The organism is Bradyrhizobium sp. BR 1433 (assembly GCF_051547665.1).
Taxonomy (GTDB): domain Bacteria; phylum Pseudomonadota; class Alphaproteobacteria; order Rhizobiales; family Xanthobacteraceae; genus Bradyrhizobium; species Bradyrhizobium australafricanum.
Map to the genome: position 1 here is coordinate 2,011,512 of NZ_JBPUGG010000001.1, position 16,451 is coordinate 2,027,962.

The window sequence follows — 16,451 nt, forward strand, 5'->3', positions numbered from 1 at the left end:
AGCAATCAGGCAGTTCGGGAGTCCAGGCTTCCACGATACAAGAAACGAAAATACGTGAGAGCGATCAGACATTGAACTGCTTCCGCCACATATAGAGATTGAGCCAACGCCAAGGCAAAAAGTCGAGACGGCCAGCTTCCCTGATATTCGAGAAAGCGGCGCGGGCGCCGTCGCGGTCGATGAAATCGGCAAGAGCATCCGAGTTTACGGCATCCGAGATGAGAGGACTCAACACGGTTGTCTGCCAGTGCAGCTCCGGCGTTGCGAAGCCCATCTTTCGAGCGCGCATCCTGACAGGTTCCGGCAGAATTCCATCCATCGCGTCACGCAGCACACGCTTCGCGTAGCCGCCGCGGAATTTGATGTCAGACGGAAGCGCAAATGCAAAATCAACCAAACGATGATCGAGGAACGGCACCCTGGATTCAACCGAGAAAGCCATCGAGTTCCGATCCTCGAAGCGCAGCAGCGCCGGCAGGTTGCTCTCGAAGAAGAAGCGGCGAAGCACACTCGCGAATGGCGCCTTGGCGTCCCACTTGGTCTCAAAAGACTGCAATCTGGTCCGCGATGCGTTAGCACATGCTCGTTCGAAATCCGCCCGCATCCAGGGGAGCTGAGGCGCGCTCGCTGGTGGCGATTTCTCGCCAGCCAGGGCGGCGAATATCCCGCGCAGCCGGCTCCATGGAAGAGTCGTATGCCAAGGTGTTCCTTGCATGCGGGACCACTGCCAGCTCTCAAGCAATACCTTCAGGAATCGCCCCTTCGCAGCCATCTCCAGGAAGAAGTGCGGTACAGTGCTCGCGTAGCCTCCGAGCATCTCGTCCGACCCCTGCCCGTCGAGCACCACCTTCACGCCCCTATCACGTATCAAGCGAAACACCGACCACTGCGCGAAGATGGAGGTCGACCCAAAGGGCTCGTCCTGGTGCCATATGAGAGCTTGCAGGTCCGCCTCAATGTCCCTGTCGCCCGGCTCAATGAAATGCGGCTGCACCTCGGCTGCAGCCATGTTCTGCCGCGTGAATTCCAACTCATTCGCTACGGCGATGTCGAAGTGGCAGCTAAACGCGTGCCTCTCGACCGGCAATTGCGATTCTTGTGAAATATCCCGCATCAGCACCGCAATGGCGCCGCTGTCCAGTCCGCCCGAAAGACAGGTACCCACCGGCACATCGGCGCGTAGATGGATGCGAACGCTTTCGCGAAGCAGTTCGCGGAAGCGTCGGGCCGCCTCTTCCGGCGAAATGCCCTCGAGCACGGGACCCGCGGCTGGGGTGTAGTACCGCCGCTCGTCCAGCCCGCCCTGGTCCAGGGGCAATACCAGCGTCCTTCCAGGACGGAGCTTGCTGATACCGGCAAAAAACGTCTCGTCACTGACGTCTGAAATCTCGTACTGAAGATAATCGTACACGGCCCGGGTGTTGAGCGTCCGAGGCACCCACGGGACTTCAAGCAGTTGCTTGATCTCCGAACCAAACGCAAAGCGGTCGCCGACGGCAGCATAGTGAAGCGGCTTGATCCCGAAACGATCACGCGACAGAATCAGGTGACGTTGGCGAAGATCGAGGATTGCGAGCGCCCACATTCCGACGAAGCGGGTGAAAGCATCAGGTCCCCATGCCTCATAGGCTCGAAGAATGACTTCCGTGTCGGAATGAGAGCGGAACACGGCCCCGCGCCCTTCCAGTTCGGCGCGCAACTCAAGATAGTTATAGATTTCGCCGTTGTAGGTGATCCAGAGTCGCCCGTCATCGGACGCCATCGGCTGATGGCCGGATTCCGACAGGTCGATGATGGCGAGCCTCCGATGCGCAAGAAGGAGATTGGCCTCATCTCCATTTGCAGACAAATCGCCGTTGGGAATGACCTTCCCCCTGCCCTGTCGCGTATCGAACCAGACGGCTCCCTCTCCGTCAGGACCGCGGTGCGCAGCAACGGACAACCCCTTGAGGAGATCCCTCGGTGGCATGCGGAAGCCACCGCGATCAAACACGCCGAATATGCCGCACATCAGCGATACGACATCTGAATCAGGACGCTCGGCCCACTCGCGCGACTACCGCAGCGAGCCATGGAAATGGTCTTCGAATACACGGAGTATGTCATCCCACTTTCCGAAGCTCGTAGCAGCCGTCAATTCCAGCGGCCTGTCCGTCGACATACGGCACACCTCTGGCATCAAATTCCAGCCTGGAAAGAAACTGACGACTTTCAGCGTCGAAGGATCGATCCATCATCGGCGTGAACCGCTGCGGCAGCAACGACATTTCGAAGATGGAAACCGCATTCCCGAGGTGCTTGGCATTGAACCCCGAAATGCCCGCAAGCTCATTCATCTCTTGCGACGTCCAATTTCGGCTTATCGGACAGTCGAAGGTATCGGTGGATCGCCTGAAGGCTTCCTCACGCGAAAGACCGCGATATTTTGGGTCGCTCGCCGGCAAGACGTGAGAAACGAACAGATGAACCCAGATGCTGTTGCGATTGTAGACCATCAGCCGCGCGTATCCCGACGGCTTCAGGATTCGCCGAAACTCCTTCAGAATTTTCTCCGGGCTCGGGACGTGATTGAGCACTCCGGAGCAGTGCACGTAATCGACCGTTCCATCATCAAGGGGGATGCGATCGTCGGTTTCCGATACGTGGACAAGCTTGCAATCATAGCCGTGAACGCGCAGGCGATCCGCCGACTCCGCCAGCGACGGACGGGAAATGTCCATGCCATACACGGCCGCAGGGCGGGAATACGTTAGAAACCCAACCAAGTCGTGACCCGGACCGCAACCATAGTCGACAATCACCTCGCCATCGTGGGACGAAACCGGCAAAAACTTGATGTAGTCGACATATTGGTCGTTTCGCCAATGCATATAGTCGAGCGACTCCGCCGGCGACGAGAATTTCTTATGGAGCGTGACGTTGAAGTCGCTCCAGTAAGATTCGGAGGAAGGATCGGCCTCGGTGTGAGGCGAGGTCGCAGCTGCAAGCACCGTGCGGCCGCCCTTAAACTTGTTCGCCAAAGATGCTCCTATTCGCCTCAACATTGATCTAAGCTCCTACCGAATTGACGTAGAGACCCAAAACGTCAAACGCCTGCCGTATCACTTTGGTTGGCCCTTCAGCGAAATTACCGGCCACGAGATCCACACTCACCTCGACGCCAACGAACCCAGACGGCTCGGACATGAGCGCCTTTCGGCATTTGCCGGTAGCCATCAGAGAGATTACCTCGCCAACCACGCCAATAGCGGACTGACCCGGCTTCTGACCCTTCCAGGCACCGCTCTCCACATTTTCCCTATCGGTCCGACCGGATTCATATCCGGATCGGCCGGCTCCGCCGCCTGATGAGCATCACCTTCGGCATGCGGAGTATCATCCACGGCTTGAGGCACATCATCATTTTGCGGCGCGCTCCTCGGTTCGAGCAGCTGCCTTAGATGTTCCTGCTTGGCAGAGAGATAGGCCGATAATTGGGGTGCGTCGGTGGGCACCTCCGACAACGCGACCGTGTAGGGATCCTGCGGATCATGGGGAGATCGCCACGGCTGCGCAACCGACTGCCAATGTTGCCTTTCGGGATCTCCGACAACACTTGGATAAAGCTCTTCGATCGCGGAAGCGATCACCGAAGTGAGCGCACTGTAGCTGTAGTTACCAGATGCAATCAGATGTTCATGAGCTCGTTCCACATAACCCTGCAGGGACTCGAAATTGTCGAGCCTTGCCAGAACATCGCGGGCGTTCGAGAAATCCTTCTCCAACGGGATGTAGTGAACATCCGGAACAATCGCATCGGAATAGCGTCCCCGAAAGAGAATCATCGGCGTCATCATCGCAGCGCATTCGAACACACGCGGAGAGACCTGTCCGGTATCAAATGGCCGCTCGAAAGGCGCCAGGAAGTCAGTCAGCTCTGGATATTCAGGCGCACGGCCGTGCAGGGCCCGGAATCGCTCGATCTCCCGCTCAAGCTCCTGGTCGAAATCGAAGGCGTTGCTTCCGCTTTCGCTGCCAAGCATAGTTCGGCAGTCACCGATGAAGTTGAACCAGTCCTCGCCGTAGATTCGACTGGCTTCATCAGTCCTGATGTTGTGCGGCTGGCCCAGCTCATCGCAAAGCGCGGCCATGTAGCGGCCAATCTCGAATTTCTCAAAGCCGAGCCGTCCGTACCTCGCGCCGATTTGGCGGCCGCGATAACCGATCGGAAAAGGTCGATCAGCCAGCGGCTTGATCCGGCGATCCGGATGTGCAGCCGGCGCGTATCCCGTCAGCACCTGCCTCAAGGCAACACCCGGCAGCTGCATCGCGGGGTACACAAGCGGCCAGAATTCCTTCTGAACGCTGGTAAGCAGAACGTGAAAGCCGAGCCGCCTGATCGCACTCCGCAGCACACCTGTCCGATCGTACTCGTCCTGCGCTATTGCGATCTTCAGGCCACGAAACGACAGAACGGCTCGCACGTAATCGGGGTTCAAGTACCAATCAAAACAGAGCCGCGCACTGTAGCTGTTGATCAGGACATCGAATTCATTGATGTCGAAATTCAGCCGCGCGTCGTCCGTGCAATGAACGAACTGGACTTCGCAGCCGGGAAGGTCCTTCAGCGCGGTAAGGTATTCCAATGTCGTTGGGACAACATTCGCGGCAGCCGAATAGGCTACCAGAACCCGCATCACTCGACCTGTCATCGAATCTCGGTATCCAGCAAATGCCGAGCCTCCGGGTTCAAGTTCGAACCAGAGTCCTGATCAGGAGCGAACTGCCACTCCGCCGAATGAAAGAAGTCCGCGGAAACGTCAACCAGGGATTCCTGAACCTCAACGATCAGATCGAAGCTTCGCGACAACAAGTCATGACGCACGGTGCCGTTGAATCTTGCCAGGTGATCGGCTCCATGGATACTGAGACTTACAACGTATTCACCCGGCCCGAGCTGCACTGGATTAAACAGCATTTCCACGCAGCGTTCTTGTCCTTTCGTTGCGGAAAACTTGTCGGGGGGACTTATGAGCTTTGCCCGGCATGCTCCCAGATAGTCGAGCACGACGATGCCGTATCGGCACTCAAAGTCCCCATCCACGCAGGCAACCACATTCAGCATCATCTTGGCCGGCGCCAGCGCCATTAATCTGTTGGTCTCTCCGCGCTCGGTGACCATCGTAAATCCGGACAACTTCAAATCGCCGCTTGATGCCCATCTCGATAGCCCACCACGCGCGACAAACTTGAAGTCCCGGGGCGGCTCGATCGCCGGAAAAACAGCTGCCGTCGCGTGCGGAGCGAAATGCGGCTCCTGCAACAGGACTTCCCGATCGAATGTTGTTTTGCCATCCGCGGGCTTTTCCGACTGCGCCGGAAGCGACACTGAACCAGCAGCCTTTGCCGCTGCGCCATCGTCACCGGCCGCAGACGAAGCCACCGGCGCCTGAACGCGCTGATCGCCCCCTCCGTGCACGAACTCCTCATAGGCCTTCACCACTGCGAAGGCATCCCCCTGCATGCGGATCCTGCCCTCGTGAAGCCAGATCACTTCGCTGCACAGCTCGAGTACCTGCGGCATCGAGTGGGAAACGAGCAGCATCGTGCAGCCACTTCGCACCAGGGTTTCCACCCTGGCCTTCGATTTGGCAACGAAGTAAGCATCTCCAGCGCCGAGCACTTCATCGACGATCAATATCTCCGGCCGGATCGCGGTTGCGGCGGCAAACATCAGGCGCGCCAGCATGCCCAACGAGTAGGTCTTGATCGGCTGATCGAAGAAGTCACCGAGCTCGCAGAACTCGATGATTCCCTCGACTGCGTCCCGATACTCGTCCTTGCGAAGGCCGTTGTACTGCAATGAAGCTTCGACGTTTTCCCGCCCGGTATGTTCCGGATGAAATCCGAGGCCTGCGGCCATCAGCGCCTGAACTTCCCCATTCACCGACACCGATCCATGTGTTGGTGCGAAATTTCCGCAGACCAGCTTCAACAGCGTGGTCTTTCCCGCCCCGTTCCGCCCGATGATCCCGATCCTGTGGCCGCGCGGCACCGCGATCGAAATGTCGCTGAGCGCGGGAAAATCTTCGGCTGTTGTCGGGTTCGAAATCCGAAGCGCTGCAGGCCGAGAACGTCGACCAGCTGGTCGCCCTGACTTCCATAGAGCTTGTAGATCTTGGAAACCGCTTCGAACTTGATCGCGAATTGCTCAAGCGTAGTCAAAGAATACACCCTTTGCGCGCTGGAAGAACGAATATCCCACCAAAAAGCTCGTGATCGCTATCAGTGCTGCGCCGCCAAAAATGCGCGGGTCGGGCCAGTTGCCGTAGCAAATGAGCTGCTGAAACGTCAGCACGAAGTAGGAAAGCGGATTCAGGAGAAGCAGCGGCTTCATGGCACCCGGAACCATCTCCGGAGTATAAGCGAACGGACTGATGATCATCATGACCATAAGAACCAGTCCGATGACCTGCTGAATGTCTTTCGCAACCAACGAGACAAGCGAAAGTATCCATCCAATTCCAGTCGCAAACATCAACAGGAGGAGCCAGCACACGGGAACGAGCACGATGGCTTTCCAATCGGTCCGCCCAAGAGCGAAGCCCAGGCAGAGCGTGATTGCGAGACCAAACAGATGAGGAAAGTGCGCCGCCACCACGGATCGCAGCGGGATCAACTCCGCGGGAAACACGGTGTTGAGCAGCAGATTCTTGTTTGCAGAGACCGAAGAAATTGAGCTCGTGAGCGCTTCGTTGAAGGCCATGATCGGAACGAGCCCGGAGAAGACCAGCAGGATGTAGCCCCACTCATTGAGACCGCTGGGGCGGACCTTGAATACGAAGGCATACAATCCGGCGTAGATGCTTAGCTGCATCGCGGGCAGTAGGACTGCCCAACCGATGCCGACCACCGATCCAAGATAACGTTGGCGCACGTCGTGAGCCACCCCCTCGATGACGCGCCCTCCGTAGATCGAAAGAAGTCGAAAAACATTCAGATTTGATGAGTATTTCATTTTCCATCAGCTTCATCGATGCGGTGGAGAAGAAGCTCCTTGGGCCTCGATCTGACCTGTCGATCGACTTCGTCGAATTGCACGATGCTAGCCGGCGTCAGCGCCGAGCGCCCCTGACGAATCGAGCTTGTATTTCTCGCCGGTTCGCGGACAGACCAGATCGGCGCCCAGCCGCTCTCCGCTTCGGCTCATCCAGCCGGCCCGTCGCGCCGGATTGCCGATCATCAAGGCGAATGCCGGCACATTCTTCGTCACGACAGAGCCGGCGCCGATGAAGCAGTATTCGCCGAGCGAATGGCCGCACACGATGGTGGCGTTGGCACCGATGCTGGCGCCACGCCCGACGGGTGTGCTGCGAAACTCGTCCTTGCGCGACACATCGGCACGCGGATTGTTGACGTTGGTGAACACGCAACTCGGACCACAAAACACGTCGTCTGCGAGTTCGACACCATCGTAGAGCGACACATTATTCTGGATCTTGCATCCATCGCCGATCTTCACGCGCGGCCCGATCATGACATTTTGTCCAATCGAACAATTCTGACCGATGACGGTGCCGGGAAGCACGTGACAGAAGTGCCAGATCTTGGTGCCTCGCCCGATGATCACGCCATCGTCCACGTAGCTGGATGCGTGGATCAGCACGCCCGGAAATCGCGGATCATCCTTCATCTCGCTCATTTGGACGACGCCCCACGCGCGGACGGATGCTGCCATTCATGCCCGGTGGTCAATGGTGCCTGGCGGAAGGCGGACACGATCTCGATCGAAGCCCGCACGTCGTCGAGACCGAAACCGCGCCCTGCCAGAATCTCCTGGTAGCTCCGCGTATGGAGATCCGTGAAGCCCTCCGAGAACTCGACCTCCTCGCCATCCACGGTGATCGAGCGGAACGTCGTCTTCTTGCCTTGGACGTCAGGCGGCAGATCATTGCTGTCTACCGACAGAAACCAGCTGATGTCGGCCCGCTCGCATTCGAGGAATCCGGCCGCCCGTTCGCGCTGGCGCAGGTGCGCCTCGTTGCGTTTGACCGAACCGAACACGAAGCTCAGCATGTCGAAGAAGTGCACACCGATATTGGTGGCGACGCCTCCCGACTTGGCATCCTCGCCTTTCCAGGATGTGTAATACCAGCGGCCTCGTGAGGCGATATAAGTGAGCTCGACCTTGTGTCGCTTGTTGCTCGTCCCGAACTTCTCCCGCAGGTTGATGATGGCAGGATGAAGCCTCAGCTGCAGGATTGTCGAGATGCGACGGCCGGTGTCCTGCTCTATCTCGGCGAGACCGTCGATGTTCCATGGATTCAGAACCAGCGGCTTCTCGCAAATTGCGTCGGCTCCTGATCGCAGGGCGAAGCGGCAATGCGCATCATGCAGATGATTGGGTGAGCAGATCGACGCGTAGTCGATTTTCTCGCCGCGCCGCCGCAGCTTGTCGACATGGCGGTCAAATCGTTCGAACTCGGTGAAGAAGTGGGCATTGGGAAAATAGCTATCCAGAATGCCGACTGAGTCATTTGGATCGTAGGCGATCTTCAGATCCCCGCCTACCGCGTGTATCGCCCGCATGTGACGCGGCGCCACATAACCGGCTGCTCCTATCAACGCAAACGAATGCATCTGACTTCTCACGCCTCCCAACGAAGTTCAATTTTTCCAAGCTACCGCACTCGGGGTGAATCGAGCACCACCCCGAGCCGGATTTCTCTACCACCACGCCTGCGAGCAGCAGACGCCGTCAGGCCGCGGCAATCAGATTGGCGCCGACCAGCACACGCACCTTGCGCCCCAACAGGTCGAGCAAGACCGCGACGCGCTCATGATCGCTGACGCCTTCGACCAGCGCGAGACTATCAGCGAACGCCCCCTCGGTGATCCGCACCTTGTCTCCGGGCGAAAAGGGAGACCGACGCGAAAGCGCGATGAAACCGGCCTCGTCCTCTCGTGCCTTCAACGCTCCGACCACAGCGTTCTCCACCGACGCCGGCCTGCCGTGCAAGCAGACCAGATGGGAAACACCGAGTGTCGATTGAATAGCGCGCCACCGCTGCGTTGCGAGATCGATGGCGACAAACAGATAGCGCGGAAACAGCGGCCGCGCGACGACGTCGACCCGGCGCGCGTGGCTGCGGCGCTTTTGGTAGCGCGGAAGATAGACACCAAATCCCTGGCGGACCAGATTGGCCGCCGCCTTCACTTCGGCATTGACGTGCGTCTGCACGACATACCAGCTGAGGCCAAGCTGCGCTTCCGTTGCCATCATTCCACCCTCTGCACCCCAGGCGGACGCAACCCCAACAGGTCCGGCGTCAATACTCTTTCCGGCCCAAACATATCGACGGCCTGATCGAACACATCCCTGGCCTTGTTGAGATGCGTAACGACGACCGCGTCGAACGGCTCGGCCACTTCAGCATAGGACGGCACCACCTCGATCCCGAAGAAGTGTGACGCAGCTTCATCGGCATCGACAACAGCAACGATGGACACCGGGCTGTCCACGGCGCACAGGATGGCTATTTCGCAAAGATCGGATTTCCCGGCAAAAACAATTCGCTTGAAGCCCAGCACCTGAGCGCGATCGAACACGCGCGAATACTCTTCCTTGGCTCTTCGAAAGAGCGAAAACGACGAAGAGAGGAACTCAACGGTGAGCCTTGATTTCTCGGAAAAGCCCTGGGGCGTGAGATAGTAGGCATATCGACGGGCCGGCGCCTGACCAACCTTGACGAACCCCTTCTTGATCGCGCGCCTCAAATAGGCATTGACCAAGCCAAGTGCGATTCCAAGTTCCGCCGCGATGCGCCGCTGCGAACGCGCCCCGTCGATTTCAACGGAGGTCAGCAGACCGAGCACAAGTCGATCGCTGTCTCTGTCATCCGTCGGGAGTGTGTTTGCCATGCGCCCATTCCTGCAATGCGTGCATTAGCGCGTTCATGCGATGAACGTCAAGCCAAATCGTTCACGCCATGAACAATACAAGTCGTTGTTTTTGAAAGGAATTTATCTGAGGGGACAACATCTCGTCCCCACCAAATGTCAGGCGTGGTCGCCCGATGGCGTCAAGTATCGCGCTGCCAGCACCGAGTAACTGTAATGCCGGGCTATGGCGATCCGATCGTCCCGCGAGCGCTCCGGGCCATTCAGCGCCGCAACCAGGGACTTGGCTAGCGCCGGCGGATCGTCCGGTGCGCATCGAGACGTCACCAGCTTTTCAAGCCCCGCGAGCGCCCTGCCCTCGCACGCGATGACGCTCCGCGGTGCGAAGAGACAGTAGTCGAAGAGTTTGTTCGGGCTGATGCCATGGTGATAGAGCGCGTTGTTGTGGAAGGCCACGACCGCGCAATCGGAGGCATGCAGCATGCCGTGCACGACCGATCGATCGACCTCATCGTGAAACTCCACATTGGCAAGCGTGGCCGCCCGCTGTCTCAACGCGTCCCTCGAGGTGCCTGAACCGATCATCACGAAATGGATCTCGGGGTTTGCCTTGCCGAGGATAGAAGCCGCGTCGAGAATGGCTTCCACTGCATTTGGAGGGCCCATGCCGCCGGCGTAGAGAACAACGCGCCTGCCCTGCCGCTTCAACAGATTGATGCGATCGATCAGAGGGTGACCCAGATTTTCGATCGTCAGCGCGCTCTGTATTTCACCGTCGGACACTCCGTTGGGGATCCACGTGAACTTGCCGGACGGCAAGCCACGCGCGCGCATATGCGCTTCAGCCCCGGCCAGCAGACAGATCACGCGATCGGCCGCACGATAGGCCGAGCGCTCCTTCCAACCGAGCACCTTCATCAGCGGATGCCAGGCGGGAGTCATTCCAAGCGCCACGATGCTCTCCGGCCAGAGGTCACGGACCTCCAGCCAGAACTTGGCATCGAACTGCCGCGCGATCTGATCTGCCGCCGAGATGAAGAACAAATGCGGGCTCGACGCTATCATCAGATCCGGTTTGCCGAACTGCGCGGCGATTGCAGGCGCTGCGGAGCGGAAAGCCGGCCCAAAACTCAGATTGTTCCGAAGCCGCCCAAGGCTGCCGCCGGCATAACGCGGCGTGTCGAGAAACCAGAAGTCGACGTCGTTGATCCGCTGCGGCCCCGGAACGCGCGGCCGCCTGTGCAAATGATGGAAGGCGGCGCTGACCACCAGCACCCGATGCCCCATCTGTCTCCAGGCGTCGGCAAGCCAGAACGGGCGATAATGGCGCCCAGGCCCGGACCTCCTGCGAAGGGATGCAGCAGCCAGATGTTCATGCCGCCGCCCCGAGCGAGGCAAACCGCCGGTAGAGTTCGTTGAGTTCCACCGCGTCATGCTGCCAGTTGAAATTCCCGGCGACCGCCGCCCGTCCCGCCAGTCCCAATCGGATCGCCCGTTCCGGGTCATCCGCAAGCATGGACAGGCTGTTGAGCAGCGCCGCGCGATCGTTGAGCGACACGACAGAATCCGCAGCCCGCCGCCTCGACGATCTCCTTTGATTTCGGCAAATCACTTGAAATGACGGGCAGCCCGGCGGCCATGTATTCAAAAAGCTTGGTTGGCAGTGACAGCAGATAATTCGGTTCGGGCAACAGCAGATTGAGACCGATGAGACTTTCGTTCAGCAGCGTTGCGATCTCACCGCGTCCCAGCCTGCCCCGGTATGATACGTCGGCGGAAGATTTCTCAAGCCAGACTTCTTCTTCACGGCCGATGCTCCCGGCGAGCACGAGCGGCAAACGCACCGCGGCACATGCCTCCACCATTTCGACCAGCCCGCGATCGAAACTCGTCCGGCCCACGTAAACCGCCTGCCGACGGCGCCTCGTCGTCGGCGTCGGCTCGATGAATTCGTCCAGTCGCACGGTGTTTCGCACCAGCGTGACGGCCGCACCATAGGCGCGAAAGCGATCGGCAATGGCCGGTGTCGCAGCCACGATCGCATCAAAGCGGCGCGCGGCGCTCCGCTCCACAACTTCCATCGTGCGCGCCACAGCCGGTCGCATCCAGGGCCAAATCCACCGCTTGGAATAAATGTCCGCCGGCACGTCCTCGTGGACATCGTAGATCACCCTGCAACGTTGGCTCTTCAGCCGCAGCGCGAACGGTATCAGCTCAGGATCGTGAAATTGCACGACATCCGCGCCGGTCGCGCGGGCAAGCGCAAGTGCCGCTCGTCCCGCGACCCACGGGCGCTTCCATCGGGGAACCGGCGGCACCTCGATCAACTTGAATTCAATGCGACCTGGATCGCTCGGACGGGGTGATCGCGCCACGACAGTCACGTCGTGACCGGCCTCGGAGAGGCTCCGCGCCTCCTTCTCGACAATTCGAATGTCATCGGCCGAATGGACACTCGACAACATGCAAATCTTCATGGGGCTTCAACCCCAAAGCGCTCAGCCCAAAGCGCCACGCAATAGAGCCGCCAGCGCATTCCGAGGTCGAGCCGGTGAAATTTCCTCTTCACCGCAGCCATGTTCACGTACCGAGCAAGCAGTGCGCTGCCGGCCACCTTTTCATACATCGCAGGCGAGTGTCGGTTGAGCCATAGCTGATCGGGCGCGGCGAAACCGATCTTGTCCTTGCGCCAGGAGATGCTGGCCGGAAGAACCTCCTGCATGGCTGCACGAAGCGGCCACTTCGTCCACCCATTGTTCAACTTGATGCGCGTCGGCAAGCTCAACGCAAACTCAACAAATCGGTAATCCAGGAACGGCAATCGCGTCTCGATCCCAAACCGCATCGAGTTCTTGTCCTCGAAACGAAGCAGCATCGGCAGGTTGGTTTCCGTGATCTCCAGTACCTGCATTTCCTGCGCGTCCCGCGTCTCCCGCGCAAAACGGCGAAGACACTCCGGCAGGTCCGGGTTCTTCAGGAAGGCGTATCGCCAACGGTAGAATGTGGCCCTCAGCACCGCCGAGCTGGCGCCAAACAGGTACATCAGCAAGCGCTGAGCCGAAACGCCAGCCTGTGTGGCCGCGCGGAAGGCGGAGAAGAATCCCCTTACACCGGAGCGATCCAGCTGGTCGCGGAGCCACGCCGCATAATAGCGATGATAGCCCAGCAGCGTCTCATCGCCCCCCTGACCATCCAGCAGCACAATCACGCCGTTGGCGCGCGCCGTCTTCATCACCTCGTATTGCATCATAATCGAGGGGCCTGCGAACGGCTCTTCCTGCACCTCGAGCAAGGCTTCCGCAGTCGATGCGAAATCCTCATAGCTCGGCTTGGTGCGCAACCAGTTCAGCTCGGCCTTTTCAACGACGTCGGCCGCGTAGGCTTCCTCGTTGTTCGCTGCCTGCTCGCTCACCGCAGTGATGGCAAAGAAGCGGCCATTGGAGGACGACGCGTAGTGTCTTGCGGCCAGCGTCGCGACGCTCGAACTGTCCAAACCTCCCGACAAGCAGGTTCCGACGCGAACATCCGAACGCAGGCGCAGGCGCGTCGCGTCGTCGAGCAGCTCCGCCAGCAACCTGGCCGCATCCTGTTCGCTCCCAACGGCCGACCGAGGCGTCAGCGAATAATAGCGCTGGATCTCGATCCGGCCCGTCGACACGTCGACGCGCATCTTGTGTCCGGGCGGCAGCTTCTCGATGCCCTTGAAGAAGGTCCGGCTGGTGTGATCGCTCAAGCCGCAGACGAGAAAATCCCTGACGAGATCGTCATCTGCGATCGAACGCCCGATCAGGGGAAGCAGCTGGCGAATTTCCGAGCCGAAGGCGAACTGCGTCGCCGTGTTTGCGAAGTAGAACGGCTTTACGCCAAAACGATCGCGCGCGCAGAACAGCGTATTGTCGCGCTCGTCGTGAATCGCGAACGACCACATGCCGTTGAAACGGTCGAGGCACTTCTCGCCCCAGCGGACATAGGCCGCCAGCAAGACCTCGGTGTCGGAGGCGGTATGAAAGACGTGACCGAGCGCTTCGAGTTCTGCACGAAGCTCGAGATAGTTGTAGATCTCACCGTTGTAGGTGATCCAAACCGGGAGCAGTCGATCGCGCATCGGCTGCGCGCCGTCGTCGGTCAAGTCGATGATGGCCAACCGCCGGTGCCCTAACCCGACCGCGCCATTGACCCTCACTCCGCGTCCATCCGGACCGCGGTGAGCGACGAGATCGGTCAGTCGATCGACTTGATCAGCATCAACGAGCCCGTTCTTGGCGACTAGGCCGAATATGCCGCACACGAGTGACTGACCTATATCCGCTTGGGTTTCGTGGACAATGCGACAGGAAACGCATTCGAGCCGCTATGGCTTGAAATCCCATCCGGCGCCTGAGCTCACCTCTAACCCGTTCACGCGATGAACGTCAACCTCACCGGGTGAAGGAGCGCTCGCGCGAGCTGACTTAACGTCTATGTTTCGATCGGTTCAGCGACATCCTGACCTGCCGCCTGTCGCATTGTCGCCGCAAAACTCGCTGCGAACGCGCTGACGTTGTCGTCCTGGTGCGGGACGACGTTCCGAATGATGGGTCCGTGGGCTTCCTGCGCGGCCTGCATCAGGTGGTCCGCCAGCGCGACCGGATCGTCGACGCCGAAATAGCGGGCGCTACCCGCGGTCTGCTCCCGATGCACGTCGATGTCGGACAGGATCATCGGAACGCCAAACGATTTCGCCTCCTCGACGGTGGTGCTCCAGCCCTCGAAGCGCGATGGGTTGATCAGCGCCGTTGAAGCGCGCAGCAGCGCGTAGACATGCGGCAGCGGGATAACGCCGAGGTGGCGGAACTGCGCTTCAAGGCCGCGCTTCTGGATCTCGGAGTTGACCAGATCATGATCGCCCGGCTCGCGCCGATCTTCCTTGCTGCCGGATGCACAGATCACCACGTCGACCGCCCGCCCCTTCAGGATCGTCAAGGCGTCGACGACGAGCCGGTGGTTCTTGTGGCGATAGAACTGATTGGGCAGGTAGAAATAGTTCGCCGGCAGATCATATGCCCCGATCACTTCGGCCGGGTCCGTGTTCAGGAACGCGGCCGGCGGCTGGGTCGCGAAGCGAACGACGCAGACCTTGTTTCTTGCGCCTGGATAGTAGGCCCTGAAATCACGCAGCGCGCTCTCGCTGCTCAGCATGATGGTTCGGCCTGAGGCGATTTGCATGCGGAAGCCAAGCTCGCGGCGCCAGCGTGCCGTCGTTGGAAACAGTTGCGGCAGAGAGCGGTGCTGCAGATCCGGAATCCATGCCACTGCCGGATGCACGAGCCGCCAACCAAAGAAACGTGCCGAATTCGACGACGACATCAATCCCGGCGCCTCGAAACGCCGCCGCGGCGCCACGATCCAGACCAAGCCCGAGTGCCGCGGCCAAGCCTGGCTGTCCATCGAACGCTTCCGATCGAACGACCTCGACACCCGGTATCGCGGCAAGCTCCGCGAGCTCATTCCCCTCAGCCCGATTCCCGGCGAAGACAACCGGGACAAATTCGCCGGGCAGAAACCTGGCAAGCGCCGCAAACAGATTGCGCTGATAATTGTAGCCGCCGGCCCAAAGCCGTCGCGAAATGTGACTGAACGCGAACCGCAATGGGCGGGGCGTCACGAAGCCTGCCCCTTGAACCAGGCCACGTAATCGGCAAGGCCCCGATCGAGCGGAATGCGCCAATCGAACCCGATCTGGCGCAGCACGGCATCGTCGGCCAACAGGCTCAGGGGATCGCCGGGCCGGCTTACGCCCGAGTGCCGCACAACGGTATTGCCGCCCCACTGCCGGATGAGACCGGCCGCGATCTCGGCAACGCTGGTCCCGCGGCCCGACCCGCCATTGATGACCCGGAAAGCCGCCTGCGACGACGGTGCTGCGACGCTTGCGAGCAGCCTTGCGACATCACGCACGTCGGTCCAGTCGCGGATTTCGTTGCCCGTCCCGCCAAGCGTGAGCACCTGCTCCTTGGCCGCCAGCCGCGAGCAGATGTCCCAGAGCAGCTGCTTGCGCAAATTGGGGCCATAGACCGAGAACAGCCGCACGATCGCGCAGCGGATGCCAAACGACTGCGCGTAGCTCCCGCACAATTGCTCCATCATCAACTTGTGCTGCCCGTAGGGCGACATCGGAGTTGCGATCGCGCTTTCAGCGATCGGGCCGACATGGTCGGCTCCATAGACGGCCGCACTTGACGCCGCGATCACGGCGCAGTTCGGCGCGGATCCGCGCAGCCATTCGAGCAGCCGCGCGGTGCTCGCCACGGTGCGCGAAAAGTCCTCGAACGGCCGCTCGATCGAGATGCCGACCGACGATCCGCCGGCCAGATGAAAGATCTGCGCCGGTAGCCCGTGCGCGGCGGCGAGCGCGTTGAGATTGGCCGCGTCGATTTCACCGTTGATCCAGCTCTGCAAACCAAGCCGCCGCGATTCCGCTGCATCGAGTGCGCCGTGCCCGACGCCGTGCACCGCATGGCCCGCTCCCGCCAGCTGATGCACAAGATGGCGGCCGATGAACCCATTCGCGCCTGTGACCCAGACGATCATCG

General features: G+C 60.0%; 16 protein-coding genes. 1 reads left to right on the forward strand and 15 read right to left on the reverse strand.

The genetic code is table 11. The features are described from left to right. Positions 1 to 64: 64 nt before the first annotated feature. From asnB (ACSKB9_RS10120) to ACSKB9_RS10185, 14 genes are all read right to left on the reverse strand, one after another. A complete protein-coding gene (gene asnB, locus ACSKB9_RS10120) occupies positions 65 to 2,011 on the reverse strand; it encodes an asparagine synthase (glutamine-hydrolyzing) (protein ID WP_438072881.1) in 1,947 nt (648 codons plus the stop codon). A gap of 91 nt (positions 2,012 to 2,102) precedes the next feature. Next, positions 2,103 to 3,020, reverse strand: a complete 918-nt coding sequence (locus tag ACSKB9_RS10125; protein ID WP_438072882.1) for a class I SAM-dependent methyltransferase — start codon at positions 3,018 to 3,020, stop codon at positions 2,103 to 2,105. 204 nt (positions 3,021 to 3,224) lie between these two features. Next, positions 3,225 to 4,691: a hypothetical protein gene (locus ACSKB9_RS10130; protein WP_438072884.1), complete on the reverse strand. Its 1,467-nt coding sequence runs from the start codon at positions 4,689 to 4,691 to the stop codon at positions 3,225 to 3,227. Continuing rightward, positions 4,688 to 6,187, reverse strand: a complete 1,500-nt coding sequence (locus ACSKB9_RS10135) for an ABC transporter ATP-binding protein (RefSeq protein ID WP_438080139.1) — start codon at positions 6,185 to 6,187, stop codon at positions 4,688 to 4,690. Before ACSKB9_RS10135 ends, ACSKB9_RS10130 begins: the two co-directional genes overlap by 4 nt. Before the next feature lie 3 nt (positions 6,188 to 6,190). Further along, the gene (locus tag ACSKB9_RS10140) at positions 6,191 to 6,997 is read right to left on the reverse strand and encodes an ABC transporter permease (protein WP_082654030.1); all 807 of its coding nucleotides are present in this window, start codon (positions 6,995 to 6,997) and stop codon (positions 6,191 to 6,193) included. 87 nt (positions 6,998 to 7,084) lie between these two features. Continuing rightward, positions 7,085 to 7,681: an acyltransferase gene (locus tag ACSKB9_RS10145; protein ID WP_082190511.1), complete on the reverse strand. Its 597-nt coding sequence runs from the start codon at positions 7,679 to 7,681 to the stop codon at positions 7,085 to 7,087. Then, complete coding sequence (locus ACSKB9_RS10150) at positions 7,678 to 8,619, reverse strand: Gfo/Idh/MocA family oxidoreductase (protein WP_050383810.1); 942 nt, start codon at positions 8,617 to 8,619, stop codon at positions 7,678 to 7,680. The genes ACSKB9_RS10145 and ACSKB9_RS10150 overlap by 4 nt, the downstream gene beginning before the upstream one ends. Positions 8,620 to 8,737: 118 nt before the next feature. Next, a complete protein-coding gene (gene nusG, locus ACSKB9_RS10155) occupies positions 8,738 to 9,262 on the reverse strand; it encodes a transcription termination/antitermination protein NusG (RefSeq protein WP_245311782.1) in 525 nt (174 codons plus the stop codon). After that, positions 9,259 to 9,900 carry a winged helix-turn-helix transcriptional regulator gene (locus ACSKB9_RS10160; protein ID WP_028343100.1) on the reverse strand — a complete coding sequence of 214 codons (642 nt, stop codon included), beginning with the start codon at positions 9,898 to 9,900 and terminating at the stop codon, positions 9,259 to 9,261. The genes nusG and ACSKB9_RS10160 overlap by 4 nt, the downstream gene beginning before the upstream one ends. A gap of 138 nt (positions 9,901 to 10,038) precedes the next feature. Further along, positions 10,039 to 11,313, reverse strand: coding sequence for a glycosyltransferase family 4 protein (locus tag ACSKB9_RS10165; protein WP_438072887.1), 1,275 nt, complete (start codon positions 11,311 to 11,313; stop codon positions 10,039 to 10,041). Further along, complete coding sequence (locus ACSKB9_RS10170) at positions 11,252 to 11,437, reverse strand: hypothetical protein (RefSeq protein ID WP_438080636.1); 186 nt, start codon at positions 11,435 to 11,437, stop codon at positions 11,252 to 11,254. Before ACSKB9_RS10170 ends, ACSKB9_RS10165 begins: the two co-directional genes overlap by 62 nt. Continuing rightward, the gene (locus tag ACSKB9_RS10175; RefSeq protein ID WP_438072889.1) at positions 11,382 to 12,344 is read right to left on the reverse strand and encodes a glycosyltransferase; all 963 of its coding nucleotides are present in this window, start codon (positions 12,342 to 12,344) and stop codon (positions 11,382 to 11,384) included. Before ACSKB9_RS10175 ends, ACSKB9_RS10170 begins: the two co-directional genes overlap by 56 nt. Before the next feature lie 8 nt (positions 12,345 to 12,352). Beyond that, complete coding sequence (asnB, locus tag ACSKB9_RS10180; protein ID WP_438072890.1) at positions 12,353 to 14,167, reverse strand: asparagine synthase (glutamine-hydrolyzing); 1,815 nt, start codon at positions 14,165 to 14,167, stop codon at positions 12,353 to 12,355. A gap of 170 nt (positions 14,168 to 14,337) precedes the next feature. Further along, positions 14,338 to 15,084, reverse strand: a complete 747-nt coding sequence (locus ACSKB9_RS10185; protein WP_438072892.1) for a glycosyltransferase — start codon at positions 15,082 to 15,084, stop codon at positions 14,338 to 14,340. Between ACSKB9_RS10185 and ACSKB9_RS10190 the strand changes: the two genes are divergently transcribed. Then, positions 15,083 to 15,553, forward strand: coding sequence for a hypothetical protein (locus tag ACSKB9_RS10190; RefSeq protein WP_438072894.1), 471 nt, complete (start codon positions 15,083 to 15,085; stop codon positions 15,551 to 15,553). The two genes, ACSKB9_RS10185 and ACSKB9_RS10190, sit on opposite strands and share 2 nt — an antisense overlap. On the opposite strand, the gene ACSKB9_RS10195 is transcribed toward ACSKB9_RS10190, so the two are convergent. Beyond that, positions 15,520 to 16,449, reverse strand: a complete 930-nt coding sequence (locus ACSKB9_RS10195; protein ID WP_438072895.1) for an NAD-dependent epimerase/dehydratase family protein — start codon at positions 16,447 to 16,449, stop codon at positions 15,520 to 15,522. The genes ACSKB9_RS10190 and ACSKB9_RS10195 overlap by 34 nt on opposite strands. Positions 16,450 to 16,451 lie beyond the last annotated feature (2 nt).

Excerpts from the sequence above, each read along its gene's own strand:
- ACSKB9_RS10190 (WP_438072894.1), top strand. The coding sequence starts at position 15,083 with ATGCGGAAGCCAAGCTCGCGGCGCCAGCGTGCCGTCGTTGGAAACAGT.
- nusG (WP_245311782.1), bottom strand. The coding sequence starts at position 9,262 with ATGATGGCAACGGAAGCGCAGCTTGGCCTCAGCTGGTATGTCGTGCAG.
- ACSKB9_RS10145 (WP_082190511.1), bottom strand. The coding sequence starts at position 7,681 with ATGAGCGAGATGAAGGATGATCCGCGATTTCCGGGCGTGCTGATCCAC.
- ACSKB9_RS10150 (WP_050383810.1), bottom strand. The coding sequence starts at position 8,619 with ATGCATTCGTTTGCGTTGATAGGAGCAGCCGGTTATGTGGCGCCGCGT.
- ACSKB9_RS10160 (WP_028343100.1), bottom strand. The coding sequence starts at position 9,900 with ATGGCAAACACACTCCCGACGGATGACAGAGACAGCGATCGACTTGTG.
- ACSKB9_RS10165 (WP_438072887.1), bottom strand. The coding sequence starts at position 11,313 with ATGACGCGGTGGAACTCAACGAACTCTACCGGCGGTTTGCCTCGCTCG.
- ACSKB9_RS10175 (WP_438072889.1), bottom strand. The coding sequence starts at position 12,344 with ATGTTGTCGAGTGTCCATTCGGCCGATGACATTCGAATTGTCGAGAAG.
- ACSKB9_RS10140 (WP_082654030.1), bottom strand. The coding sequence starts at position 6,997 with ATGAAATACTCATCAAATCTGAATGTTTTTCGACTTCTTTCGATCTAC.
- ACSKB9_RS10130 (WP_438072884.1), bottom strand. The coding sequence starts at position 4,691 with ATGACAGGTCGAGTGATGCGGGTTCTGGTAGCCTATTCGGCTGCCGCG.
- ACSKB9_RS10195 (WP_438072895.1), bottom strand. The coding sequence starts at position 16,449 with ATGATCGTCTGGGTCACAGGCGCGAATGGGTTCATCGGCCGCCATCTT.
- asnB (WP_438072881.1), bottom strand. The coding sequence starts at position 2,011 with ATGTGCGGCATATTCGGCGTGTTTGATCGCGGTGGCTTCCGCATGCCA.
- ACSKB9_RS10185 (WP_438072892.1), bottom strand. The coding sequence starts at position 15,084 with ATGCAAATCGCCTCAGGCCGAACCATCATGCTGAGCAGCGAGAGCGCG.